Source organism: Marinobacter psychrophilus, assembly GCF_001043175.1.
Taxonomy (GTDB): domain Bacteria; phylum Pseudomonadota; class Gammaproteobacteria; order Pseudomonadales; family Oleiphilaceae; genus Marinobacter; species Marinobacter psychrophilus.
On record NZ_CP011494.1, the window covers coordinates 2,250,247 to 2,270,942 of the forward strand.

A 20,696-nucleotide genomic window follows, 5' to 3' on the forward strand; every position below is an offset into this window, starting at 1 on the left:
ATTTGTCCCCGATGTCTCATCTCTGGAGCATTAAAGCTGAGGCAGTACCGGGGTGGTTACCCGCACGTCGGCGTTCTGGCCGCGATGGCGCAAATAGTGGTCCATTAGCACAATGGCCATCATCGCCTCGGCGATGGGCGTCGCGCGAATGCCCACGCAGGGGTCGTGGCGGCCGGTGGTGATAATCTCGACCGGGTTGCCGTCAACATCAATACTCCGGCCCGGCAAGCGCAGGCTGGAGGTCGGCTTGAGCGCGATGCTTGCCAGAATAGGCTGGCCGGAGGAAATACCCCCCAGAATGCCACCGGCTTGATTAGACAAAAACCCTTCCGGTGTCATTTCGTCACGGTGTTGAGTACCTTTTTGGTCAATACAACCAAAGCCGGCACCAATTTCAACGCCTTTTACCGCGTTAATGCTCATCAAAGCGTGGGCAAGGTCTGCGTCTAGCCGGTCAAACACCGGCTCGCCCAGCCCCGGTGGTACGCCTTCGGCTACCACGTTAATACGGGCCCCAATAGAGTTGCCTTCTTTGACCAACGCCTTCATGTAGGCTTCCATTTCCGGCACTTTGCTGGAATCCGGGCAGAAAAACGGATTCTGGTGCACTTGCTCCCAATCCAGGGTCTCGGCTTTTATCGGGCCTAATTGGCTCAGATAGCCACGCACGGTAATGCCTAGGCGATGCAGCAGGAATTTCCGCGCTACGGCGCCGGCGGCCACACGCATGGCGGTCTCGCGGGCCGAAGAGCGTCCACCACCGCGATAATCCCGCTCACCAAATTTGTGGTGATAGGTGTAATCGGCATGGGCCGGGCGAAACTGGGTGGCAATTTTTGAATAATCTTTAGAGCGCTGATCGATATTTTCAATCAGCAGACCAATAGGCGTGCCGGTGGTGCGGCCTTCGAATACGCCGGAAAGAATGCGCACTTCATCGGCTTCGCGGCGCTGGGTGGTGTAGCGCGACGTGCCCGGTTTGCGGCGATCAAGATCGTACTGCATGTCTTCTTCACACAGCTCCAGTCCCGGCGGACAGCCATCAATCACACACCCCAGAGCGGCCCCGTGGCTTTCACCAAACGTGGTCACCGTGAACAGCTTGCCAAATGTGTTTCCAGACATAATTCAGTATCTTATCAAGTTGTTATAAAAAAAGTGTAAAGATTTTTTCAGCTGTTCAACAGATATTTACGCAAGTCTTTAGCGACAATAGCGAGCACACCGTCGCCGCCGTTTTCAAACTCCAGCCAGGTCAGCGGCAGCTGAGGATAGGCCGCATCCAGCTCTGGCCAGCTGTTACCAACTTCCACAATTAACAGGCCGTTGTCGGTCAGCCGATCAGCCGCTCCGGCCAATATGCGATGGGCAATCTCCAGGCCGTCTTCACCGGCCGCCAGGCCCAATACTGGCTCATGGCCGAACTCCACAGGCATGTCGGCCAGATCCCGTGCATTGACGTAAGGCGGGTTACTCAGAATCACATCGTAACGTTCATTCAGATTGCTGAACACATCCGATTGCACGGTACGCACCCGCTCGCCCAATTGATGCAAGGCAATATTGGAATCGGCCACCGCCAGCGCGTCGGTGGAAATATCCGCCAGGTCAACCTCGGCGCTGTCAAACACCGTGGCTGCGGCAATACCAATGCAGCCGCTGCCGGTACACAAATCCAGAATACGCTCAACATAAACATCACCCAGCCAGGGCTGCAAGCCATTTTCCAGCAGCTCTGCCAGCGGTGAACGCGGCACCAGCACCCGCGGGTCTACGTTAAATGGCAGTCCCATAAACCAGGCTTCGCCCAACAGATAAGCCAGCGGAACCTGCTCTTCTACCCGGCGCTCTATGCGCTCCAAAATCAGCTCGCGCTCTTCGTGCACCAGGCGCGCATCCAGAAACAGGTTATTGTTTTCCAGCGGCAAATTCAGGCTACGCATAACCAGCTGTACCGCTTCGTCCCAAACGTTGTCGGTGCCATGGCCAAAGTACAGCGGCGACTTGGCAAAACGGGAGCAGGCGTAACGCAAAAAGTCGCGTACGGTGGCCAAATCATCAACGGGGCTGGTCACGGCAAAAGAGTCCTGTCTGAACGGAAAATGGGCAAATAGTATACGTGTTTTAGCTGTCTTGCGCGCGGCATAAACCGGCTTAAACCGCGAGCGGGCCTGAGCTGCTGTGGTCTTGCTCATAGCGGTCCAAAGCCGCTGCCATGCGCTCGCGACCCAGCTGAATCAGCTCTGGTGCTTTGTGAAAATCATAGCTGCGGCATACGTTTTTGGGAACATTTACCAACAGGTCAGGCGGGTAGCCAGCAATTTTGTACTGTACCAACACGCTTTGCATGGTTTCAATGGCCAGGTTCATCACCTCGAACTTGCCAATACCCAGCTTTTCCCAATTAATGGTCTGACCTTCGTCCTGAGTTTTGCTGGTGCTTGTCGGCTCGGCTGATTTCAGGCTTTGTGCCGCTTCTTCTTCGGCCTGCTTACGCTGTTTTTTGGCGTTCTGCTTTTGCACTTCGCGGTTGATTTTATCTTCCGCGGGCTCACCGTCGACTTTACCGCCGGCCAACCCTTTCAGCGTATCCCAGTCAAACCAGCGCGAGGCTTTTTCACGCATTGCGCTCATCCACTCTTCACTGTCGTCATCATCGTCGAGGCTGGTAAAAGCCGCATCCGACAGGCGCTGGCTGCGCTCTTCTTCACCCGCCAGGTTCACCGCAACAATCAGGTCGGCATGGGCCGAAATGGTCGGAATGATCGGCAGCGGATTCAGGGTGGCGCCGTCAACCAGCACCCGGCCGTTCAGTACCAGCGGCGTCACCACACCGGGAATGGCCACCGACGCGCGTATGGCCTGGTCCAGCGGGCCTTCCTGAAACCAGATTTCTTTATGGCCCAGAAGGTCTGTGGCTACCGACGTAAACGCAATGGGCAAGTCTTCTATGCGCGTATCGCCTAGAATGTCGCTGACAATAGAAAAGATTTTCTCACCGCGAATAGCGCCCACCGCACTGAAGGTTACGTCCAGTAGCTTAAGCACATCGAACTGCCCTAATCCCGTTACCCAGTCTTTATACTGCTGCAATTTTCCCGCAGCGTACATGCCCCCCACCAGGGCTCCCATAGAGCAGCCGGATATCGCGATAATTTCATAGCCGCGCTCGTTAAGCACTTCAATGGCACCAATATGGGCATACCCGCGGGCACCGCCGCTGCCCAAGGCGAGGGCAACGGTAGCGCGCTTTTGCCGAGGCGCCAGCTTTTTGTCTTTGCCGGTTTCCGACGCAGCAGCAGAAGCCAGACCGCCGCTTTCGACCACCACGGAACTGCTGCTCGCGGCGGTTTTCACAGAACCTGCCGTCAGGCTTTTGTCAGCAACCGTCTTGTCATCGTTTTTAGATGTCATGACATCACCTTGAAATCACCACAATTTCCACACGGTTGCCTTTGCGCTTCGGATCTGACTGAATAATGCTCGGCCCCACCACCACTAACTGCTGGCGTTCCTTCACAATGCCGGTTTGCACCAGCAAATCAGACATCGATTCACCGGCCGCGCGGGCGCGAGCCATGGCGTCTTCCAACGGCTCGCTGCCTTCCAGATCCGAGTAGGTGATCAGCATCACGGTACTGCCGTCGGCATCGGCCCAGTCCCGTAACATGCGGCGGTCCTGTGATTGCCAGTCAAAGCGCACAATAAAGCCGTCTTGCCAGGCCACCGTCAAGGGCCCGCGAATGCGACTTTCCAGGGATCCCAGGCCCGGCACCACGGCGCCTGAGCCAACCTCGAAGTGCTCTACCCAGACGTATTCGCTCTGGTTACCGCGGGTAACCGTGTATACCAGAGTCAGCCAGCGCTGGCCGTCTTCACTGACCGTGCCCGCCACCAGGTAATCCTGTGCAGTGTCGCGGCCAAGCAGCATGGATTTGTCAAAAATCTGATTGGCCCACACGTTGCTGCGACCGCAACGCACGCCCGAGCATTCAAACAAGATGTTAGCTCCAGAGTCCAGCAGCGCCTGACGATAGTGATTCAACGCATTCACCCGGCTGGCGTCTGTATTAATGCGATACAGCAGACTGTTGCCGGATACCGGCAGCCGTGCCATCACATCGGACCGAATTTCACTGTTAATTTCCCGCACCGGGCTGAACAGAACAAGATGCCCGCCCGACTCCAGCGGCCGGGTTTCTTCTAGCTGTGACAAAGGAAACGGCTCTGGAGCTGTCTCCGGAAATGCAGCCAGTGCCTGTTTGCTGGCAACAGCGAGCATCGCTCCAAGTGTTAACGTAGCTCCAATAACAAAACTTTTCGCACATTGACTATGCAACACAGCATCACCTATTGATTCAAAAATCGTTTAACAGCCTCGGTCACCGGACGGGTATCTCCATCCAGATGACAGTGGTGGCCGCCGGGAACATCAACCTGCTGAAAATCTTTAATCACTTGGGCGCGGATGTGGGTAGTGTCGGCGTTGTCTGCCAACAATCCGGATTGAGCCCGCACAAATAACGTTGGTGTGCTCAGCGCCGCTAAGGACGCCAACACCTGCTGTTCTGACAACATCAGCGACGACGGGTGCCGCAACCGCGCATCGGTGCGCCACAACCAGCCGCTTTCCACTTTTTGCATATTACGAGGTACCAGGGCCAGAGCCGCTTCCGGGCTCAAAGGACTCAGGCCGCCGGCCCGTACCTTCGCCGCTGTCGCTAAGTCCCGATACAACGCCGGCTTGCTAGAACCCGCCAGACGTTTGCTGATGGAACGGCGCAACTGGGGAATCACATCGTGTTCGTGACGGCTGAGCGCGCCCAGGCTGTCAATCAGCACCAGTTTGCGCACCCGCTCGGGGAACGCCGCAGCGTAAAGCGCTGCAACAATGCCGCCAAGAGAATGCCCAACCAAGTCCAACGGAGTCTTGTCAGCGTCAAAGTGACGTTCAATCAATTCGGCAAGATCCGCTACGTAATCCATCAACACATAATGTTGCCCCGGCGGACGATGGCCAGAACGGCCGTGGCCTGCAAAATCAAACGCGTAAACGTCGCCAACATCGGTCAGTTCCGGTGCCAGATGGGTAAATGTATCGCTGTTATCAAGCCAGCCGTGCAGCAACAGCATCGGCCGCAAGCTCGCGGCTTCGGGCTGTGCAGGCCAGCTTAAGCCCGCCAGCGTGATGTGCTCTAGTGGCCATAGCGCTTCCCGCCCGGCGGCAAATTCTGTACCTGTATCCGCCAACGCGGCAGCAGCTTCGGTCATCGGGTACCTCAGAGTGTATGAGTGGGGCGGTCAGAACTCAGCGAACCCGCCAAATACGACTCGATTTTGGTTCTGGCCAATTCGGCGTCAACACTAAACTGTACGCCAATACCGGCCGCGCGGTTCCCTTGTGCGCCTTTTGGTGTAATCCAGATAACCTTGCCAGACACCGGCAACTTCTCCGGTTCATCCATCAGATTGAGCAGCAAAAACACTTCGTCACCAAGCTGATACTGCTTTTGGGTGGGAATAAACAGGCCACCTTGGCGGATATAAGGCATATACGCAGCGTAGAGTACTGCTTTGTCTTTAATGGTCAGGGTTAATATGCCACTGCGATTTCCGAATCCGGGCCCCATAACAAATACCTTGTCTGTGGTGTATCAAATAACGTTTCGGCAAACGTATCAATAAATATTGGTTAATCATAACAGTAGCGAGACCGATGCGGGAATTTCAGGCTCTTCAAGCAACATTAGCCTGCGCGACTACCTCAACCGGCACGCTGTCGTTTGGGCATCAGTTGTTGCCACGCCAGCAGCAGCCGGCTGGCTTCCAGCTCCGGGTTGGCATTGTATACAACGGCTTCACGCCCTTCACGCACCATGCCCAGCAATTCATGGGCGCGCCAGGGCGGATTGCAGCCGGCCAGGAAGCGCAGCATGTCCGCGGCTTCGTGGTGCGCCGGCTCACCCCCGGCGCTCAGCCGGGCCAGGTCGGCCGCCCAGCCTTCAAACAGCCACAGGGTTTCAGCAAGCCCTAGTGCTTTAAAAGCTTTGGCAGCATCGGCCAGGGTCACCTGGTTTTTCATAAAATCGCGAAAACCGCAGAAAGCCGCGTCATGCAGCGCTATGAAGCCGCTGTTCAGATAATCCAAAGCCAGCCTCGGGGCATTACCAGCCAACATCAACGCTTTCGCCACCGAAGTGCTATCTGGCTGATTTTCAGGTGGTAGCAGAGCCAGTTGGCCCACCAGCCAGCGTTCGGCTTCAGCTGCCACGGGTACCGGCAACGTATGAGTCTGACAGCGCGAGCGAATCGTCGGCAACAACGGCCGGCCGCTTTCCTGTAACAGCAACAGCACGGTATCACCGCTGGGTTCTTCCAGAGTTTTCAGCAAGGCATTGGCAGCGTTGATATTGAGCTGGTCGGCGCGATCGATAATCGCGATTTTACGATGACCTACCTGAGGTGACGCAGAAGCAAAATTAATCAATTCCCTGATTTGAACAATGCGTACCATGCGCGATTTTTCAGGGGCGTATACCCGCACATCGGGATGGCTGCCGGCACGTTTCAGTTCACACTGTTTGCAGTGGCCACAGGCTTGTGGCATTCCCTGCGGGTCGGTTTGCAGCTGATCACACAGCAACAAAACGGCAACCGCATCTGCCCAGGCACGTTTACCAACACCGCGCTCGCCATTAATAATCAGTGCGTGTGGCAGCCGCGACTCCGTCAGCTGTTTCTGCACGCTGCGCCAGGCTTTTGCCAGCCAGGGCATATCGGTCGCCATATCGGTGTCCTGGTGTATCAATCCGTTGCCTCGCTGCTCGCTTAGAATGATTCGCTCGATTGCGCGGGAGACCCGCCTGCCGGCGCTGCCGTTTCATACCAGCCAGCAAGCGCCGCAGAAGGCGGATATCCGACGCCGGCTGCGCAACTGCATCAGCCGCTTGACGACTATAGTAATGAGTATTGACCACACCGGCAAAAACTCTGGCAGAATCCGCCAGCGCCGGTTCCGCCCGTGCCAGCCGATCAGCCAGCCCCAGGGGCGTTTCACCCTGGCGTACGGGTACACCAACACCCTCGCAAAACCTTTGCCAACGCTGAAATTGGCGCGCCACGCCGATAAGGCGACCGCCCTGCCGGCCACGCCAGGCACTGATCAACCCGGCCAACATCAGTGCGACCGCCACAGTGCCGGCGCTAATATAACCCAGGTCCCGCATGGTAAGGCCACCGGGCAAGCGCGACAGCAGGTCCATCTGGCTCTGGCCCTGATACCCTACCACCCAGCGTTGCCACTGATAATTGATGCGGTCCAGCTGCAGGCTGGCCCAAGTCAGCAGCGGCAAGTTGCCGTACTTTTGCGGCGACAACCAGCTGTTTTCCAGAAACGAACCTTCTTCCGCCATCGCCTCCCGCAGGCCGGATTCAATACGCGACGGCGCAATCGCCGCGGTCGGGTCAAGCCGAATCCAACCCGCACCCTCAAACCAGCCCTCTACCCAGGCGTGGGCGTCGTACTGACGCACAATCAGGTAATCGTCGCCAGCTCCCGATTCACCGCCCTGATACCCAACCACTACCCGCGCCGGAATACCGGCAGCACGCAGCACAAAAGTCATGGCACCTGCGTAATGGGCGCAAAAACCGCGTTTTACATCGAACAACAAGGCATCAATACCGTTATCCGGCATCACGGGCGGCCGCAGAGTATAAAAGTAGGGCTGCTCGCGAAAACGCTGCAGCAGCGCAGCTGCTATTCCACGGTCGTCATACTGGCTGCGCAGTTCATCAGCCAAAGCCCTCGCCTGCGGATTGCCTCGGCCGGGCAGTTGCAATAATTGACGACGCTGCGCCGGTGGGAGTTGCACGTCGGGGTTAACTGGAGGCGCCTCCAGGGCCAGGCGATAGCGCACACTGGTGTCCGCGGGGCGACGGAAGCGAAACAGATCTTGGTCTATTTCTTCAATATTGGGCGATGCCGCTACCGAATCCGCCAGCACGAACGCCCAACTCTGATCGGTGGGTTCCAGCAATATTTCGTATTGGTTTGCGGCCAGGGGCCCGGAAACGCCTTCGATTTCAACCCGTCCCAAACGCCGGAAAGCTGGTTGGGCAGACTGTTTCCAGGTTGCGCCGTCAAGATAATCCAGCGTCAGGCCGCGCCAATAGAGTTGCGCCTGGGGTGGTGCCTGCCCGCCGAAGCTCACACGAAACGCACGCTCGCTGCTCTGGGCCAGGTTGGAAATATCGCCTGGGGTCATCTGGTCGCTTATCCCGCTTCGGGCCTGGCCCGACACCAGCGGAACGCTCCACAGCGGCGCCATGCGCGGAAAGAACACAAACAGCACAATCACCACCGGCAGCATTTTTAGCAGCAAACCCGCCAGGCGGCGGCCGCCAGAGCGCACGCCCGCAGGCAGTTCAGGCGCGTTCAGCACCTGCAAACCCAGCAGCAGTAACACCACCGCGGTAAAATTTAACAGGGTCCAATGTATGGCTTGATGAAACAAAAAATTCACCGCAGCCATGTACAGCAATATGAAAAACAGCACGTAAAAATCGCGGGCGCAGCGGGTTTCAAGCCACTTAAGCGCCACGCACAGCACAAAAAATGACGCGGCAGTGTCTACCGTGAACTGGCTTTTTACGGTGGCCACGTACAATCCGCCCAACACCACTACCAACCCCGTTCGCCACCCTCGCCCAGGTAAGCGAACACGGCCCAGGCGTGCCAGCCAGCGCCAAGCCATAAGCGCAACACACACCACCAACAGCCAGGCCGGCAGTCGGTCCCACTGTGGCACCAGCAATAGTGTAAATGCAGCAACCAGCCATAAAAGCGCCTTGCCAGGCAGTTGCGCAGTCTGCACTTGTACGCCTGAACCGAGGATTGGCGAAGGCTGCTTGTTACGTCGGCGGAGGGTCATTGCGGGCTCCCGCTGCTGGCGACATCCAGCGATTCCAGGTCAGCGCCAGTGGATTTCAAGCGACTGCCAAAGCGGCGAGGCTCTTTGTCACGGGGTTTCTCTCGTCCCCACACCGCCAGTGCGCGCTGACATCTCACTGCATGGGCCGCGCCACTGTCTGGTTCTATCAGCTGCCCCGGCAAACTCAGTCCATAGCGCACATCCAAACGTTGGCGGTCATCCACCAGAAACGCCAGATAACTTAAACGCATTTCGCTACTTGCGCCTATAAACGCTTGAAAGTCCAACCATTGCGGGTCACCGGTTTGCCCTTGCCAGTCTGCCACTACCAACTGCCCGGTCCGGGCAAATCGTTTCCACAGTACGCGCTGGCTGGAATCGCCTTCGCGCCAGGGCCGTAAATCGGCGCTGTCTGAACCGGCCTGAACACTCGCCACCGCCTCGTTTTCGCCGTCCTCGGCTGTGGCGCTCAGTTCGGGCACAGTGATGGGTTTTGCAAAGGCCAAGCCGGCTGACACCGGCCGCAACCAGGACCAAGCTTTCAACAGCCCAAAAGGATAACGGGTTTCTATTCGAATTCGGTCCGGGCGCACATAACCACGGCGCGGCGCCCAAACCAGCACAGACACATCACGACTTTGGCCGGCTGGTACACTCACCCACACCGGCAAAGAACCCCCGCTGCTAACATGCACCGCAATGGCGTCGTCTTTACCAGCGGTCAGGCGCAAGCTGAACGGCACTGTGCCACCAGCAACCGCCTCTCCCGCCCGGCTCAATGCCAGAGTCAAACCTGCCAGATTACGGTGGGTCTGATGCATAGCGCCGACAAACACTCCGCCAAGGACAAAGGTCAGCATATAAATCAGACTGTTTTGATAGTTGATGCCGGTAATCAGCATAATCAGTAGAAGAGCACCGAACATCACGCCGGCACCGGTAGGCAAAATGAACAGATTTTTCTGGCTGAACGTCTGGCGATCAGATCTGGGCAGGCGTCGATTCACCCAGCGCTGCCAAAAACCATCGATTGTCGGTTTCTTCATTGTCATAAATCCAGTATACGTAACAGCCTTTCGCGAATCGCCAGCGTATAGACAAATCGTCGAAGAAATTTTCCCTTAAAAGAATGCGAGAGGTTTTCCCCTTGATAGCGGCTACACCCATCAGCGCTGATCAATTTGCCCGGCTTCAGGCCCATGCCAGCCAATGCAGCGACTTTATTTGCCTGGGAGCTCCCGGAGCGGAAACTGGCCGCGGTGAACGCTTTGGTTTCACCGCACTGGCAGCCCAGACCTTAGCGCTCACATGCAGCGATGTATACGCCGACAAAGCCGCTCTGGCCCGTACTGCGCACTTTATGGAAAAACAGCTAGCGCAGATGGAAAGTCAGCATTCGCAGGTTGACGAGCCGGCGTCGCAAACGACACCCTGGCTAAATGGCGGCTGGCTGGGTTTTGCCAGTTACGAGTTGGGGTATCGGAATTTGAAAGCTCCGACGAATACGGCATCAACCACTTCACCCAGCGCCGACCTCAATCCATTGCCCGCCATGCAAGCCGGTTTGTACCTGTGGATGGCCAGCTGCGATCGGCAAAACGAACAATATTACCTGTGGATTCATCCGCGGTGCGCAACGGCAACTCGGGCGCAACTTGCGGACTGGCAACAAAAAACCGCAGCTTCGCCCCTGCCCCAACAACACTGGCGCATGACCCAAGCCTTTGCGCCACGGCAATCAGCGGCAGATTTCATGGCCGGCGTTGAACGGGTGAAAGCGTACATTTTGGCGGGTGACTGCTATCAGGCCAATTTATCCCAGCAGTTCAGCGGGCAATACCTGGGCGACCCCTGGCGCGCCTATCAGGCCCTTGCCAGCGCGCACCCTACGCCCTACGGCGCCTTTTTACGGCTTGGCGACCAGGCCATTGTCTCGGCCTCGCCGGAGCGTTTTCTTCAGATCAGCGGCGATACCGTGCGGACCAGCCCCATCAAAGGCACGCGGCCACGGGGCAAAAATACCGAGCAGGATCGCGCCCTAGCGCAGGAATTGATGGATTCAGAAAAAGACCGGGCAGAAAATCTGATGATTGTGGATCTGCTACGCAACGATCTAGGCCTGAACGCGGCCACGGGGTCTGTGCGTGTGGATAAACTGTTTGCGCTGGAGTCTTACCGCAATGTGCACCACTTGGTAAGCCACATTCGCGCAACTCTGGCGCCCGGAGTATCACCGCTGCAGGCATTTTTCGATGCTTTTCCGGGTGGTTCAATTACCGGCGCGCCAAAAATTCGCGCCATGGAAATTATTCAGGAACTGGAGCCGCACTGGCGCGGCCCTTACTGCGGCTCAGTATTCCATCGCAACTTCGACGGCCAGCTAGACAGCAGCATCGCCATTCGCACCCTGGTGTGCGACAACACCGGGACCATTCATTGCTGGGGCGGCGGCGGCATCGTCTCGGATTCAGAAGCCGAGAGCGAATATCAGGAAACCCTGACCAAAGTAAAACCGCTGATGGACTGCCTGGAAAAAGAAGGCGGGCTGTAGGTATGAGGTATATAGGTAGGAGGTATATAGGCCCGCCCTCAAACAACACAAATCCCGGTTCCAGATTTAAAAAGCAATCAGGCGCTGTGCACCAGGCTGGCCTTCAAGAATTCCTGTTTCAAATCGTCAAACGTCTGCACGGCCGGGAACTGCGGAAATTCGTTGATCACATTTTGCGGCGCGTGGAACAAAATACCGGCTTCAGCCTGCGCCAGCATGGTGGTATCGTTGTACGAATCGCCGGCGGCAATCACCCGGTAATTCAGCAGCTGGAAGGCGCGAACCGACTGGCGTTTGGGGTCACGCTGGCGCAGCAGGTAGTTGGTAATCTGGCCGTTGTCCGCTACTTCCAGTTTGTGGCACAACAGCGCAGGATAGCCCAGCTTGGCCATCAACGGCATGGCAAATTCGTAGAAAGTGTCTGACAGAATCACTACCTGAAAGCGCTCTCGCAGCCAGTCCAGAAATTCTGCTGCACCGGGCAGCGGGTCCAGCCCGCCAATAACTTCCTGAATTTGTGGCAGGCCGTATCCGTGTTGGTCTAACAGCTTCAGGCGCTGCTTCATCAATACGTTGTAATCAGGAATATCGCGGGTGGTTGCCTTGAGTTCTTCAATGCCGGTTTTCTCCGCAAACGCAATCCAGATTTCTGGGATCAATACTCCTTCAAGATCAAGACATGCCAGTTCCACAGTGCTCTCCTGTATTATCTATAAGGGAAGATTCGGTTGCAGTCACAGTGCCCCGCACCCGCATTGGTTCGCTATGTTAGAAAAAACTGCCCAGAACTGCATCGCTCTGCAAACAACCCGTCAGAGCACGGGTAGCTCTACATTCTCGAACAGCGCTTCAATCTCAGCGCGGTTGCTCTGTTTAGACACAACCTGATCCACTACGTCGCGGGTCAAGTGGGGAGCAAAGCGCTGGATGAAATCGTACATGTAGCCACGTAAAAATGTGCCCTTGCGAAAGCCAATATGGGTAATGCTGCTGTCGAAGAGCTTGCTGGCGTCTATCACAACCAAGTCAGTGTCTACTTTCGGGTCGAACGCCATGCTGGCAATAATACCCACGCCAAGTCCCAGACGCACGTAAGTTTTGATCACATCGGCGTCGGCCGCAGTGAACACCACCTTGGGAGTCAGCCTTGCGCTTTTAAAGGCTTCATCAAGCCGCGAGCGGCCGGTAAAGCCGAATACATAGGTTACCAGGGAATATTCCGCCAACCTTGAGAGGGTAAGCTCCGGTTCCGCTGCCAGCGGGTGGTCTTTGGGCACCACGATGCAGCGATTCCAGCGGTAACAAGGCATCATGATCAGGTCGTTGAACATTTCCATGCCTTCGGTGGCAATGGCGAAATCGGCCGTTCCGGTGGCGGCCATTTCTGAAATCTGGGTGGGCGTACCCTGGTTCATGTGCAGAGACACATCTGGATAGGCGTCCAAAAACCCACGAATTACCGGCGGTAAGGCGTAGCGTGCCTGGGTGTGGGTTGTTGCTATGCTTAAGTCACCGGCGCGCTGATTGCTAAATTCCTGGGCAATCTTTTTGATACCCTCGGCGCGGCGTAAAATTTCGCCGGCTTCGCGCACAATAATCTCGCCGCCCGGGGTAATGCGGGTCAGATGCTTGCCACTGCGGGCAAAAATTTCAAGCCCCAGTTCGTCTTCTAGCAGGCGAATCTGCTTGGAAATACCCGGCTGCGACGTAAACAAACTCTGCGCAGTAGCGGACACGTTCAAGTCGTGGTGCGCAACCTCCCAGATGTAGCGTAGCTGTTGTAGTTTCATTAGCTGGGTTGCTCCTTGGACGACCGGCGCAACGGGCCGATTCGCACTCACTGATTTAAAGGTTGATGACTTACATTTTACGCATAAGAAAATTATTTTTCATTCTTTTTTAGAATAATTAATACTCAATCACCCGTCGAAACGGCGGCAGCGAATCCAGCAACAGCTGGCCATAGCGCCGCGCCACAATGCGCCGGTCCAGAATGGTCACCCGCCCGGTGTCTTCCTCGGTGCGCAGCAAGCGCCCTACTGCCTGAACCAGCTTAATAGAAGCTTCTGGCACGGTAATCTCCATAAACGGATTACCACCGCGCTGGGTCACCCACTCCGCCAGGCTGGCATCAATTGGGTCATCGGGTACTGAAAACGGCAAACGAGTAATGACCACGTGGTGCAGATACTTACCCGGCAGGTCTATGCCCTCGGCAAAACTGGCAACACCAAACAACACGCTAGGCCGGCCGTCATCCACCCGCGCGCAGTGTTGGCGCAGCACTTCGCCTTTGGCCATGTCGTCCTGGGTAATAATCAGCCCGGGGTAGTCACCGGCTAAAGCGTCTCTTACCTGATGCATCTGCCGCCGCGACGTAAACAACACCAGAGTTGCAGTTTCCCCTTGCCACAGCGTGGGCAGGCGTTCAATCAGCTCTTCCAGAAAACCGTCGTCAGTGGGCATGGCCTTCATGGCCGGCACTTCCACCGTGGCCATCTGCTGGTAACGGAACGAGCTGGGCACCACCAGGTAGCGGGCGTCTTCCGGCAATCCCGCGCGGGAGCGAAGGCGATCAAATTTACCCAACGCAGTCAGCGTGGCGCTGGTTAATACAGAACCGTAGGCCCGCGACCACAGCCGCGTATACAGCAGGTCGTCGGCTAAAACCGGCGAGCTGTAAAGAGTGATGTCCTCGCCGTGGTCCCAGCGCTGGCGCACTGTCCAGCGTGCCGGCGGCGGGCTTTTTGTTTCCTCGCACCAGGCCGCCCACAAGCGCAGCTGCTCTTCGGAGCGGCTGTGAAACGAACCAATCACCGGATACCAGGATTCTGCCGTTTCACGGTCAATATCGTGGGTTTTGCGCTCGTCAAAGGCACCCTGGAGTTCTTCAGCCAGAGCGCCCAAATGGCGCGAAAAATTAGCGCTGGCAATGCGCGCTTCCGCCGCCAGTTCCGCCATGTCGTCCGGCAGCTGACCTTCGGGATAGCGCCACTGGGCCGAGCGGCGCTCGTCGTTGAATTCCCAAGTAATATTGTGTTCGCAGTATTCGTATACCCGGGTGACCACCAGATCGACTTCCCGCGCGGCTTCGCTGATGCGCTCCAGAGTTTTTGCCCCCTGGGTGCCCGGGCTCAGGTAAGGCTGCATTTTTACCAGCATCTGCGACAGCTGTTTTAACCAGCTGCGAGTAGAGTTCAATGAAATAGATGCGGCAAAGTGATTCAGCGCTTTGTCTGGCAGGTGGTGGGCTTCGTCAAATATAAACAGGGCGTTTTCCGGCTCTGGCAGTATCGCACCGCCGCCCAAGGCCAGATCCGCCAGCACCAGGTCGTGGTTGGCTACGACTATATCGGCTGCGTCCAGATCTTTGCGGGCTTCAAAAAACGCACAGCTGTCAAAATAACTGCAGTGGCGATTGGTGCACTGGCGATGGTCGGTGGTTACCTGGCGCCAGATATCGTCCGGAATCTGCTCCGGCCAGTGGTCGCGGTCGCCGTCCCACTTGCGCCCGCCGTAGCTGGCCAGCATTTCCTCGAAAAACGCGCGGGTACCGGGTTCCTCTTTACCCGGTGCATCCAGCAAAAACAGCGGCATGGTGTCACTGTCGCCATTGCCTTCGTCGTGCAAGCGACCTTCCAACCGAGACAGGCACAAATAGCGGCCACGGCCTTTAGCCAGGGTCCAGTTTATATCCAGCTTGCTGTGTTTTTTCAGGTCTGGCAGGTCTTTCAGAACTATCTGGTCTTGCAGCGCCACCGTGGCAGTGGAAATTACCAGAGTTTTGTTCAGGGCTTTAGCCACCGGAATAGCGGCAATCAGGTAGGCCAGAGTTTTACCGGTACCGGTACCGGCTTCTACCACGCAGGCCGAAGGCGGTGACGTACGCTGGCCATCGTTGTCGGTGATGTCGCCCATATAGCGGGCTATTTCGGCAATCATCAGGCGCTGGCCATAACGCGCGCGCACCTCCTTACCCGCCAACATATCGCGGTAAGCCTGCTGGATTTGCTGTTTGGTCTGTTCGCTCAGGGCCATCAGCGCGGGCTCATCCAGTCGCGCATTATACCCAGTCGAAATTGTTGCCCTTGCCTGCTTAACACCACGCCATCCTCAGTAATTTCTTCCACCCGCAGGCCTTCAAAGCTATCGCCCGGCCGCAGATTCTGGTTATTGATCATTACCCTGCGGGCCTGTGGCACCGAGGCAAATATGTGACTGTTTACCGTCAAATCCGGCACGCTGCGCTGGAACGACAACGGCAGCTCAACCAAGTGCGGAACACGCACCCCATCTGCGCTGCTTGCAGACGCCTCGGCGCCCGAGGAACCCAGCGGGCCAATCTGGCCCCAACCCTGGTTATTGCGATCAACCACACCGCTGTTGCCGTAGCCCGACGGCACAATCACCGTTGGTGATTGATACTCTGAAAAAAACGCTGATTGAACGTCTGCAGGCTGCGGCGCTGAAAACTCGTCCACAAGGCGCTCTTTAACAAGGCTCTCGTCAACAAGAATCTTTGCCGTAACACCCTCGCCCATTGCCGGCGCAGAAATTACAGCAACAGCAGCCAGCGTTTGTTCCGGCGCAGCCAGGTTCGTCACGGCGTCGTCTTGCGAGGGCCAAAACACATAGGCCAGTATCCCGGCATTTAGCAGCAAACCCGCTGCCAACAATGCCTGAACCGGCCAATGCCGCTTTGGCGGGAAATGAATAAGCTGCAGTTGGCGCCCCAAATCCGGCACTTTGCCTTGATGGCGCTCGCTCTCCGATTTACGCAGCGCATCTAATATATACGACATGCGCTAACCCTCCGGCGGCGCGGACGCCGCTGTATTAGTGGTCAGAGCGTCGCTTTTGCCTTGCAGGCGCGGCACCGCTGCGTTTAGGTCATTGTGCATCTGTATAACCGTCATGGTGCCGGCCACACCGTCTTCGGTCAAACCCTTCCGGCTCTGGTACCAGCGCACTTGGTCTTTGCTGGAGCGCCGCTTTAGCTCGGCATTGAGTGCGTCGTCGTCAGCGGTCAAACGGTCCACCAATTCCATCATGCGCGCGCTCAACCACAGGTTTTCGCCGTTGTCGCCGCTGAAAGGGCTGTTTGGGCGCAGGTATTCCGGGTACTGCCACAATACTCGATAGTGCCCGAACCATAGCGGTTCCAGATCGCTAAAGGCAACGCTCACCGGCCCCTGCTGCGTCAGCAGGTCGGCCTGCTGCTGATGCAAACGCCGCAATACCACGTAGCGGTCGCCAGTATCACTGGCGCCGCTTTGCAAGCGGTTCTCTGATTCGTCCCTTAATCCGCCCCTTAATCTTAATATGGCCGGCCGGTCAATCAGCTCCAGGCTAAGCCGGGTTCCGGTGCGCTCCAGGCAGCCAAGCCCCTCAGCCCGGGCAAAAAAACAGGCTATGGGCGCTTGTTGCGGCTGATAATCAATCTGCCAGGCGCCAAATAACTGCACAAACGCCGCCGAAAGTTCGAGACTGTGTACCTGTAGTTCAAACTTCGTCAGTCCATCAGCACTGCCGGCTGTTTCGGCAACCGTTGCCGGCGCGGCCGTATCGCGTTTTATACGCCCACTGCGCGGAGTCACTTCGTCGTCCGCTGGTGCCGATGCTGCTACTGGGCTTTGTTCAGCAGCCGGGGAGGCAATAAGCCCGTCAAAATCGCCATTACTCCATCGCTGTACGGCCCACAGGGTTAACACCACGGCCAACAAAAGGGACGCCAAAAGCGGGCCGAGGCTTCGGAGCCTGGATACTCCCAGCCCGCTGTAAGGATGGCTGCCGCGAACCTCTCTCGCCGCAATGCGGATGTGAACCGCAGTAATTTCGTGTTCGCTCTCGGCGTAGGCGCCCAACAACGCGCGATCACTGATCAGGTTAATCAGTCGCGGTATGCCCTGGCTTTCACGGAATAAGCGCCGCCTGGCAGCGCGGCTAAACAATTCGCCGCGCACACCGGCAACACTGAGCCGGTAACGCAAATACGCGGCCAACTCCTGGCGATTGATCGCTTTAAGGTGATAACGCGCCGTGATGCGCTGATTCAGCTGCCGCAGCTGCGGTAACGCAAGAATGGTTTGCAGCTCGGGCTGGCCCAGCAGCACAATCTGCAACAGTTTCTTCTCGGCGGTTTCCAGGTTGGTCAGCAGGCGCAACTGTTCGAGCACACCCGCTGACAAATTCTGTGCCTCGTCAATAATTAGAACTTTGTGCCGACCGTCAGCGTGGGCTTGAAGCAGATGGTGGTTGATCAGGTCTACCAGCTGTTTGATGCTGGCGTCGTCGCGGTGGGGTATTTCCAACTCGTCGCAGATCACCATCAGCATTTCAGCGGCAGACAGACGCGGGTTGATAATCAACGCAATATCGGCATTTTGCGGCGCATTTTCAATAAAACAGCGGCAAATGGTGGTTTTTCCTGTCCCCACTTCCCCAGTAATCACAATAAAACCACCCTGCCCGGGAATGCCATACATCAGGTGCGCGAGGGCTTCTTTATGACGCTCACTGAGGTACAAATAGCGCGGGTCAGGCGCTATGGAAAAGGGGGGCTCGCGAAAACCGAAGAAGTCGTAATACATGAATACGCTAATATCCCGTTTGGCTAATTCATGAACCTGTTGAGCGAGAGGCCCCTTAACTCATTAGAAGTCATCAAGCATCAGGTCGTCACTGTCGTCGGCGGCAAACGGATCCCGCTGTACCTTGCCGTCGTTAATCAGGAATTCACGGCGCTGCATATATGCATTGCGAAAAAACACGTAACGGTCACCGGAAATCAGCTTTTCAACCGGAATCAAGTCAGCCCGCACATCTACCAGCTGCAAGCCACGAGCGTACCCGTTGTATGGATTTTCAATGTCGTCCCAGCTGGATGGCAACAAAAAGCTGTCAACACCAAAGCCTGCAAAATCTCGCGGGTTGGATGGCCCCAGCACGGGCAGCATTAAGTAGGAGCCTGCGCCCGTACCCCAGTGGCCCAGGGTTTGGCCGAAATCTTCCGGACGCTCGGGCAAGTCCCAGGCGGTGGCCACATCAAACACGCCCGCTAGCCCGAATACCGTGTTAAAGGTAAAACGACCTGCAGCCACGACGGCCGACTCCAGCTTGAGCTGCAGCACGCTGTTGGTAAAATTGCCAAGTTCACCCAAATTACTGAACACATTGGTAACGCCACGGTCCGCGAACTCCGGCATAATCGCACGGTAAGTTTGGGCGATCGGCTTCAGCAACCAGCGATCCAGACTTTCGTTAAACGCAAACACCTTGCGGTTCCAGTTTTCATAGGGATCACGCTTGTGCTTGCTAGAGTTCGTCGTCAAAGACGCAGATTCAGTCACCCCTTCACTTACCCTTTGGCCTGTGGTTTGTATCGATTCCTGGGCCTGGGCCTGGGCTTGGCCGGATGCGAATAACAGCATCAAAGCCAGCGTTATCGAGGCACCACAGGGAAGCACAAACCGTGAGTAGGGCCGTAGACTAAATTGAATCATATTAAGCTCTTTGCATTCTATATTTATAAACGGAGAAATCGATGTCGGTACCGGGAAATCTTGTCAGCACAATCACCGCTCCCCTGCGCTGGGGTGATATGGACGCCTACGGGCACGCCAACAACACAGTGTACTTCCGCTTCTTTGAGGAAGCTCGGATTGTCTGGCTGGCCGACATCAAAATCGGCATGAATGGTCCTACTGGGCCCATCATTATTAAGACGAGCGCGACCTTTCTAAAGGAATTGAAGCACCCCGCCAACTTGGTGATTACCACCTACGCCGACAAAGCCGGCAACACCAGCCTTGACACCTACCACGAGATAAAAGGCGCCGAAAGCGGGCAACTGTACGCAGAGGGGTACGCAAAGCTGGTATGGTTTGATCACAACACCCGCAGTTCCTGCCCTTTGCCGGACGCCCTACGCGCACTTGCCACAAACGCCTGAACGGCATGAATGCTTTAACACAAAAAAGCGATGGGGGAATCACCCGTCGCTTTTTTTCTCAACGGCGGCGCACAACCACGCTGCCAATAGAATAGCCGGCGCCAAACGAGCATATTACACCAACATCTCCGGGCACCAGGTCGTCTTTGTTCAGGTGGAAGGCAATGATGGAACCGGCGGAGCTGGTGTTGGCGTATTCATCCAAAATCACCGGTGCCTCATCTTCGGTAGCATCGCGGCCCAAAACCCGGCGCGCAATCAGATGGTTCATGCTCAGGTTAGCCTGGTGCAGCCACATCCGTCGCAGTTGACCGGGCGTCAGCCCAAGGCTCTGCAGATGATTCTGAATGGTATCGGCGACCAGCGGTGACACTTCCTTGAACACCTTGCGACCCTGCTGCACAAACAACTTGTCTAGCTGACCAATACCGCTGTCGTCGGCACGGTTCAAAAAACCGAAATTGTTGCGGATGGCGTTGGAGTACAGTGTTTTCAGATTAGTACCCAAAATCTCAAAGCCGGCGGCCGGCGCTACCGCGTCTTCCCGCTCCACCAAAATAGCGGTGCAGGCATCGCCAAATATAAAGTGGCTGTTGCGGTCGCCAAAATTCAGGTGGCCGGAACAGATTTCAGGGCTAACCACCAGCACCGCGCGGGCAGTGCCGTTTTCCACCGAATTCACCGCGGCCTGCAAGCCAAACGTGGCAGAGCTGCACGCCACATTCATATCGTAAGCAAAACCCTGAACGCCCAACGCGTTCTGAACTTCGATCGACACCGCCGGGTAGGCCCGCTGCAAGTTGGAACAAGCCACAATCACCGCGTCTACGTCATCCGCTGTTTTACCCGCTTGCTGCAGGGCCTCGCGACAGGCCGCTACCGCCATATCGCACTGCACCGAAGGCTGATCGTTGGCGCGGTCCGGAATATTCGGCTTCATCCGCTTGGGGTCCAAAATGCCCTCTTTATCAATGACGTGGCGGCGCTTTATACCGGACGCTTTTTCAATAAAGGCCGAAGACGAATGTTCCAGGGCCGTTTGTTCACCGCGTGCGATCGCATCGGCATGCTCGGCGTTGTGCAGGTCTACGTACTGATTGAATGTTGCAACCAGCTCGTCATTGCTGATGATTGCCGGTGGTGTGTACAGACCGGTTCCACTGATGATGGCTTTAATCACGCTAATCCCATGTTATGGTGAAAATCTGAAAGGTAAAAAGAAAAAATAGTACCACAGACACAGGCGTTTGCCCGCGCTCCC

At 56.5% G+C, this 20,696-nt stretch carries 18 protein-coding genes; 2 read left to right on the forward strand and 16 right to left on the reverse strand.

The genetic code is table 11. From position 1 onward, the window contains the following. Positions 1 to 30: 30 nt before the first annotated feature. From aroC to ABA45_RS10150, 9 genes are all read right to left on the reverse strand, one after another. The gene (gene aroC / locus ABA45_RS10110) at positions 31 to 1,125 is read right to left on the reverse strand and encodes a chorismate synthase (RefSeq protein WP_048385831.1); all 1,095 of its coding nucleotides are present in this window, start codon (positions 1,123 to 1,125) and stop codon (positions 31 to 33) included. Positions 1,126 to 1,172: 47 nt separating this feature from the next. After that, positions 1,173 to 2,075 (reverse strand): 50S ribosomal protein L3 N(5)-glutamine methyltransferase, encoded by a 903-nt coding sequence (gene prmB, locus ABA45_RS10115; RefSeq protein WP_048388943.1) that lies wholly within the window; start codon positions 2,073 to 2,075, stop codon positions 1,173 to 1,175. Between the two features lie 79 nt (positions 2,076 to 2,154). Further along, positions 2,155 to 3,414 (reverse strand): patatin-like phospholipase family protein, encoded by a 1,260-nt coding sequence (locus ABA45_RS10120; RefSeq protein WP_048385833.1) that lies wholly within the window; start codon positions 3,412 to 3,414, stop codon positions 2,155 to 2,157. A gap of 4 nt (positions 3,415 to 3,418) precedes the next feature. After that, positions 3,419 to 4,282, reverse strand: a complete 864-nt coding sequence (locus ABA45_RS10125) for a DUF4892 domain-containing protein (protein ID WP_048385835.1) — start codon at positions 4,280 to 4,282, stop codon at positions 3,419 to 3,421. 68 nt (positions 4,283 to 4,350) lie between these two features. After that, on the reverse strand, positions 4,351 to 5,271 hold the full coding sequence (locus ABA45_RS10130) for an alpha/beta fold hydrolase (protein WP_048385837.1): 921 nt from the start codon (positions 5,269 to 5,271) through the stop codon (positions 4,351 to 4,353). A gap of 8 nt (positions 5,272 to 5,279) precedes the next feature. After that, on the reverse strand, positions 5,280 to 5,630 hold the full coding sequence (locus ABA45_RS10135) for a PilZ domain-containing protein (RefSeq protein ID WP_048385839.1): 351 nt from the start codon (positions 5,628 to 5,630) through the stop codon (positions 5,280 to 5,282). Positions 5,631 to 5,764: 134 nt separating this feature from the next. Further along, entirely contained in the window at positions 5,765 to 6,787 is a 1,023-nt protein-coding gene (locus ABA45_RS10140) for a DNA polymerase (RefSeq protein ID WP_048385841.1), read from the reverse strand. Further along, on the reverse strand, positions 6,696 to 8,933 hold the full coding sequence (locus ABA45_RS10145) for a transglutaminase TgpA family protein (RefSeq protein ID WP_053076165.1): 2,238 nt from the start codon (positions 8,931 to 8,933) through the stop codon (positions 6,696 to 6,698). Before ABA45_RS10145 ends, ABA45_RS10140 begins: the two co-directional genes overlap by 92 nt. Next, positions 8,930 to 9,979 carry a DUF58 domain-containing protein gene (locus ABA45_RS10150; RefSeq protein ID WP_048385845.1) on the reverse strand — a complete coding sequence of 350 codons (1,050 nt, stop codon included), beginning with the start codon at positions 9,977 to 9,979 and terminating at the stop codon, positions 8,930 to 8,932. Before ABA45_RS10150 ends, ABA45_RS10145 begins: the two co-directional genes overlap by 4 nt. Positions 9,980 to 10,080: 101 nt before the next feature. Here ABA45_RS10150 and pabB point away from each other — a divergent pair, with 101 nt between their 5' ends. Beyond that, positions 10,081 to 11,484, forward strand: coding sequence for an aminodeoxychorismate synthase component I (gene pabB, locus ABA45_RS10155; RefSeq protein ID WP_048388945.1), 1,404 nt, complete (start codon positions 10,081 to 10,083; stop codon positions 11,482 to 11,484). Positions 11,485 to 11,561: 77 nt separating this feature from the next. Here pabB and thrH read toward each other — a convergent pair whose 3' ends face one another. From thrH to ABA45_RS10185, 6 genes are all read right to left on the reverse strand, one after another. Then, complete coding sequence (gene thrH / locus ABA45_RS10160) at positions 11,562 to 12,176, reverse strand: bifunctional phosphoserine phosphatase/homoserine phosphotransferase ThrH (protein ID WP_048385847.1); 615 nt, start codon at positions 12,174 to 12,176, stop codon at positions 11,562 to 11,564. 120 nt (positions 12,177 to 12,296) lie between these two features. After that, the gene (gene cysB, locus ABA45_RS10165) at positions 12,297 to 13,274 is read right to left on the reverse strand and encodes an HTH-type transcriptional regulator CysB (RefSeq protein WP_048385849.1); all 978 of its coding nucleotides are present in this window, start codon (positions 13,272 to 13,274) and stop codon (positions 12,297 to 12,299) included. A 118-nt stretch (positions 13,275 to 13,392) separates the two neighbouring features. Next, positions 13,393 to 15,522, reverse strand: a complete 2,130-nt coding sequence (gene dinG / locus ABA45_RS10170) for an ATP-dependent DNA helicase DinG (RefSeq protein ID WP_048385851.1) — start codon at positions 15,520 to 15,522, stop codon at positions 13,393 to 13,395. Then, positions 15,522 to 16,286, reverse strand: coding sequence for a general secretion pathway protein GspB (locus tag ABA45_RS10175; RefSeq protein WP_048385853.1), 765 nt, complete (start codon positions 16,284 to 16,286; stop codon positions 15,522 to 15,524). Before ABA45_RS10175 ends, dinG begins: the two co-directional genes overlap by 1 nt. 3 nt (positions 16,287 to 16,289) lie before the next feature. Beyond that, positions 16,290 to 18,074 carry an ExeA family protein gene (locus tag ABA45_RS10180; RefSeq protein WP_048385854.1) on the reverse strand — a complete coding sequence of 595 codons (1,785 nt, stop codon included), beginning with the start codon at positions 18,072 to 18,074 and terminating at the stop codon, positions 16,290 to 16,292. Between the two features lie 63 nt (positions 18,075 to 18,137). Beyond that, entirely contained in the window at positions 18,138 to 18,986 is an 849-nt protein-coding gene (locus tag ABA45_RS10185; RefSeq protein ID WP_048385855.1) for an MlaA family lipoprotein, read from the reverse strand. 41 nt (positions 18,987 to 19,027) lie between these two features. Here ABA45_RS10185 and ABA45_RS10190 point away from each other — a divergent pair, with 41 nt between their 5' ends. After that, complete coding sequence (locus ABA45_RS10190) at positions 19,028 to 19,435, forward strand: acyl-CoA thioesterase (RefSeq protein WP_048385856.1); 408 nt, start codon at positions 19,028 to 19,030, stop codon at positions 19,433 to 19,435. A 58-nt stretch (positions 19,436 to 19,493) separates the two neighbouring features. Here the strand turns inward: ABA45_RS10190 and ABA45_RS10195 are convergent, their stop codons facing one another. Then, positions 19,494 to 20,615, reverse strand: a complete 1,122-nt coding sequence (locus ABA45_RS10195; protein WP_048385857.1) for a beta-ketoacyl-ACP synthase III — start codon at positions 20,613 to 20,615, stop codon at positions 19,494 to 19,496. Positions 20,616 to 20,696: the final 81 nt, after the last annotated feature.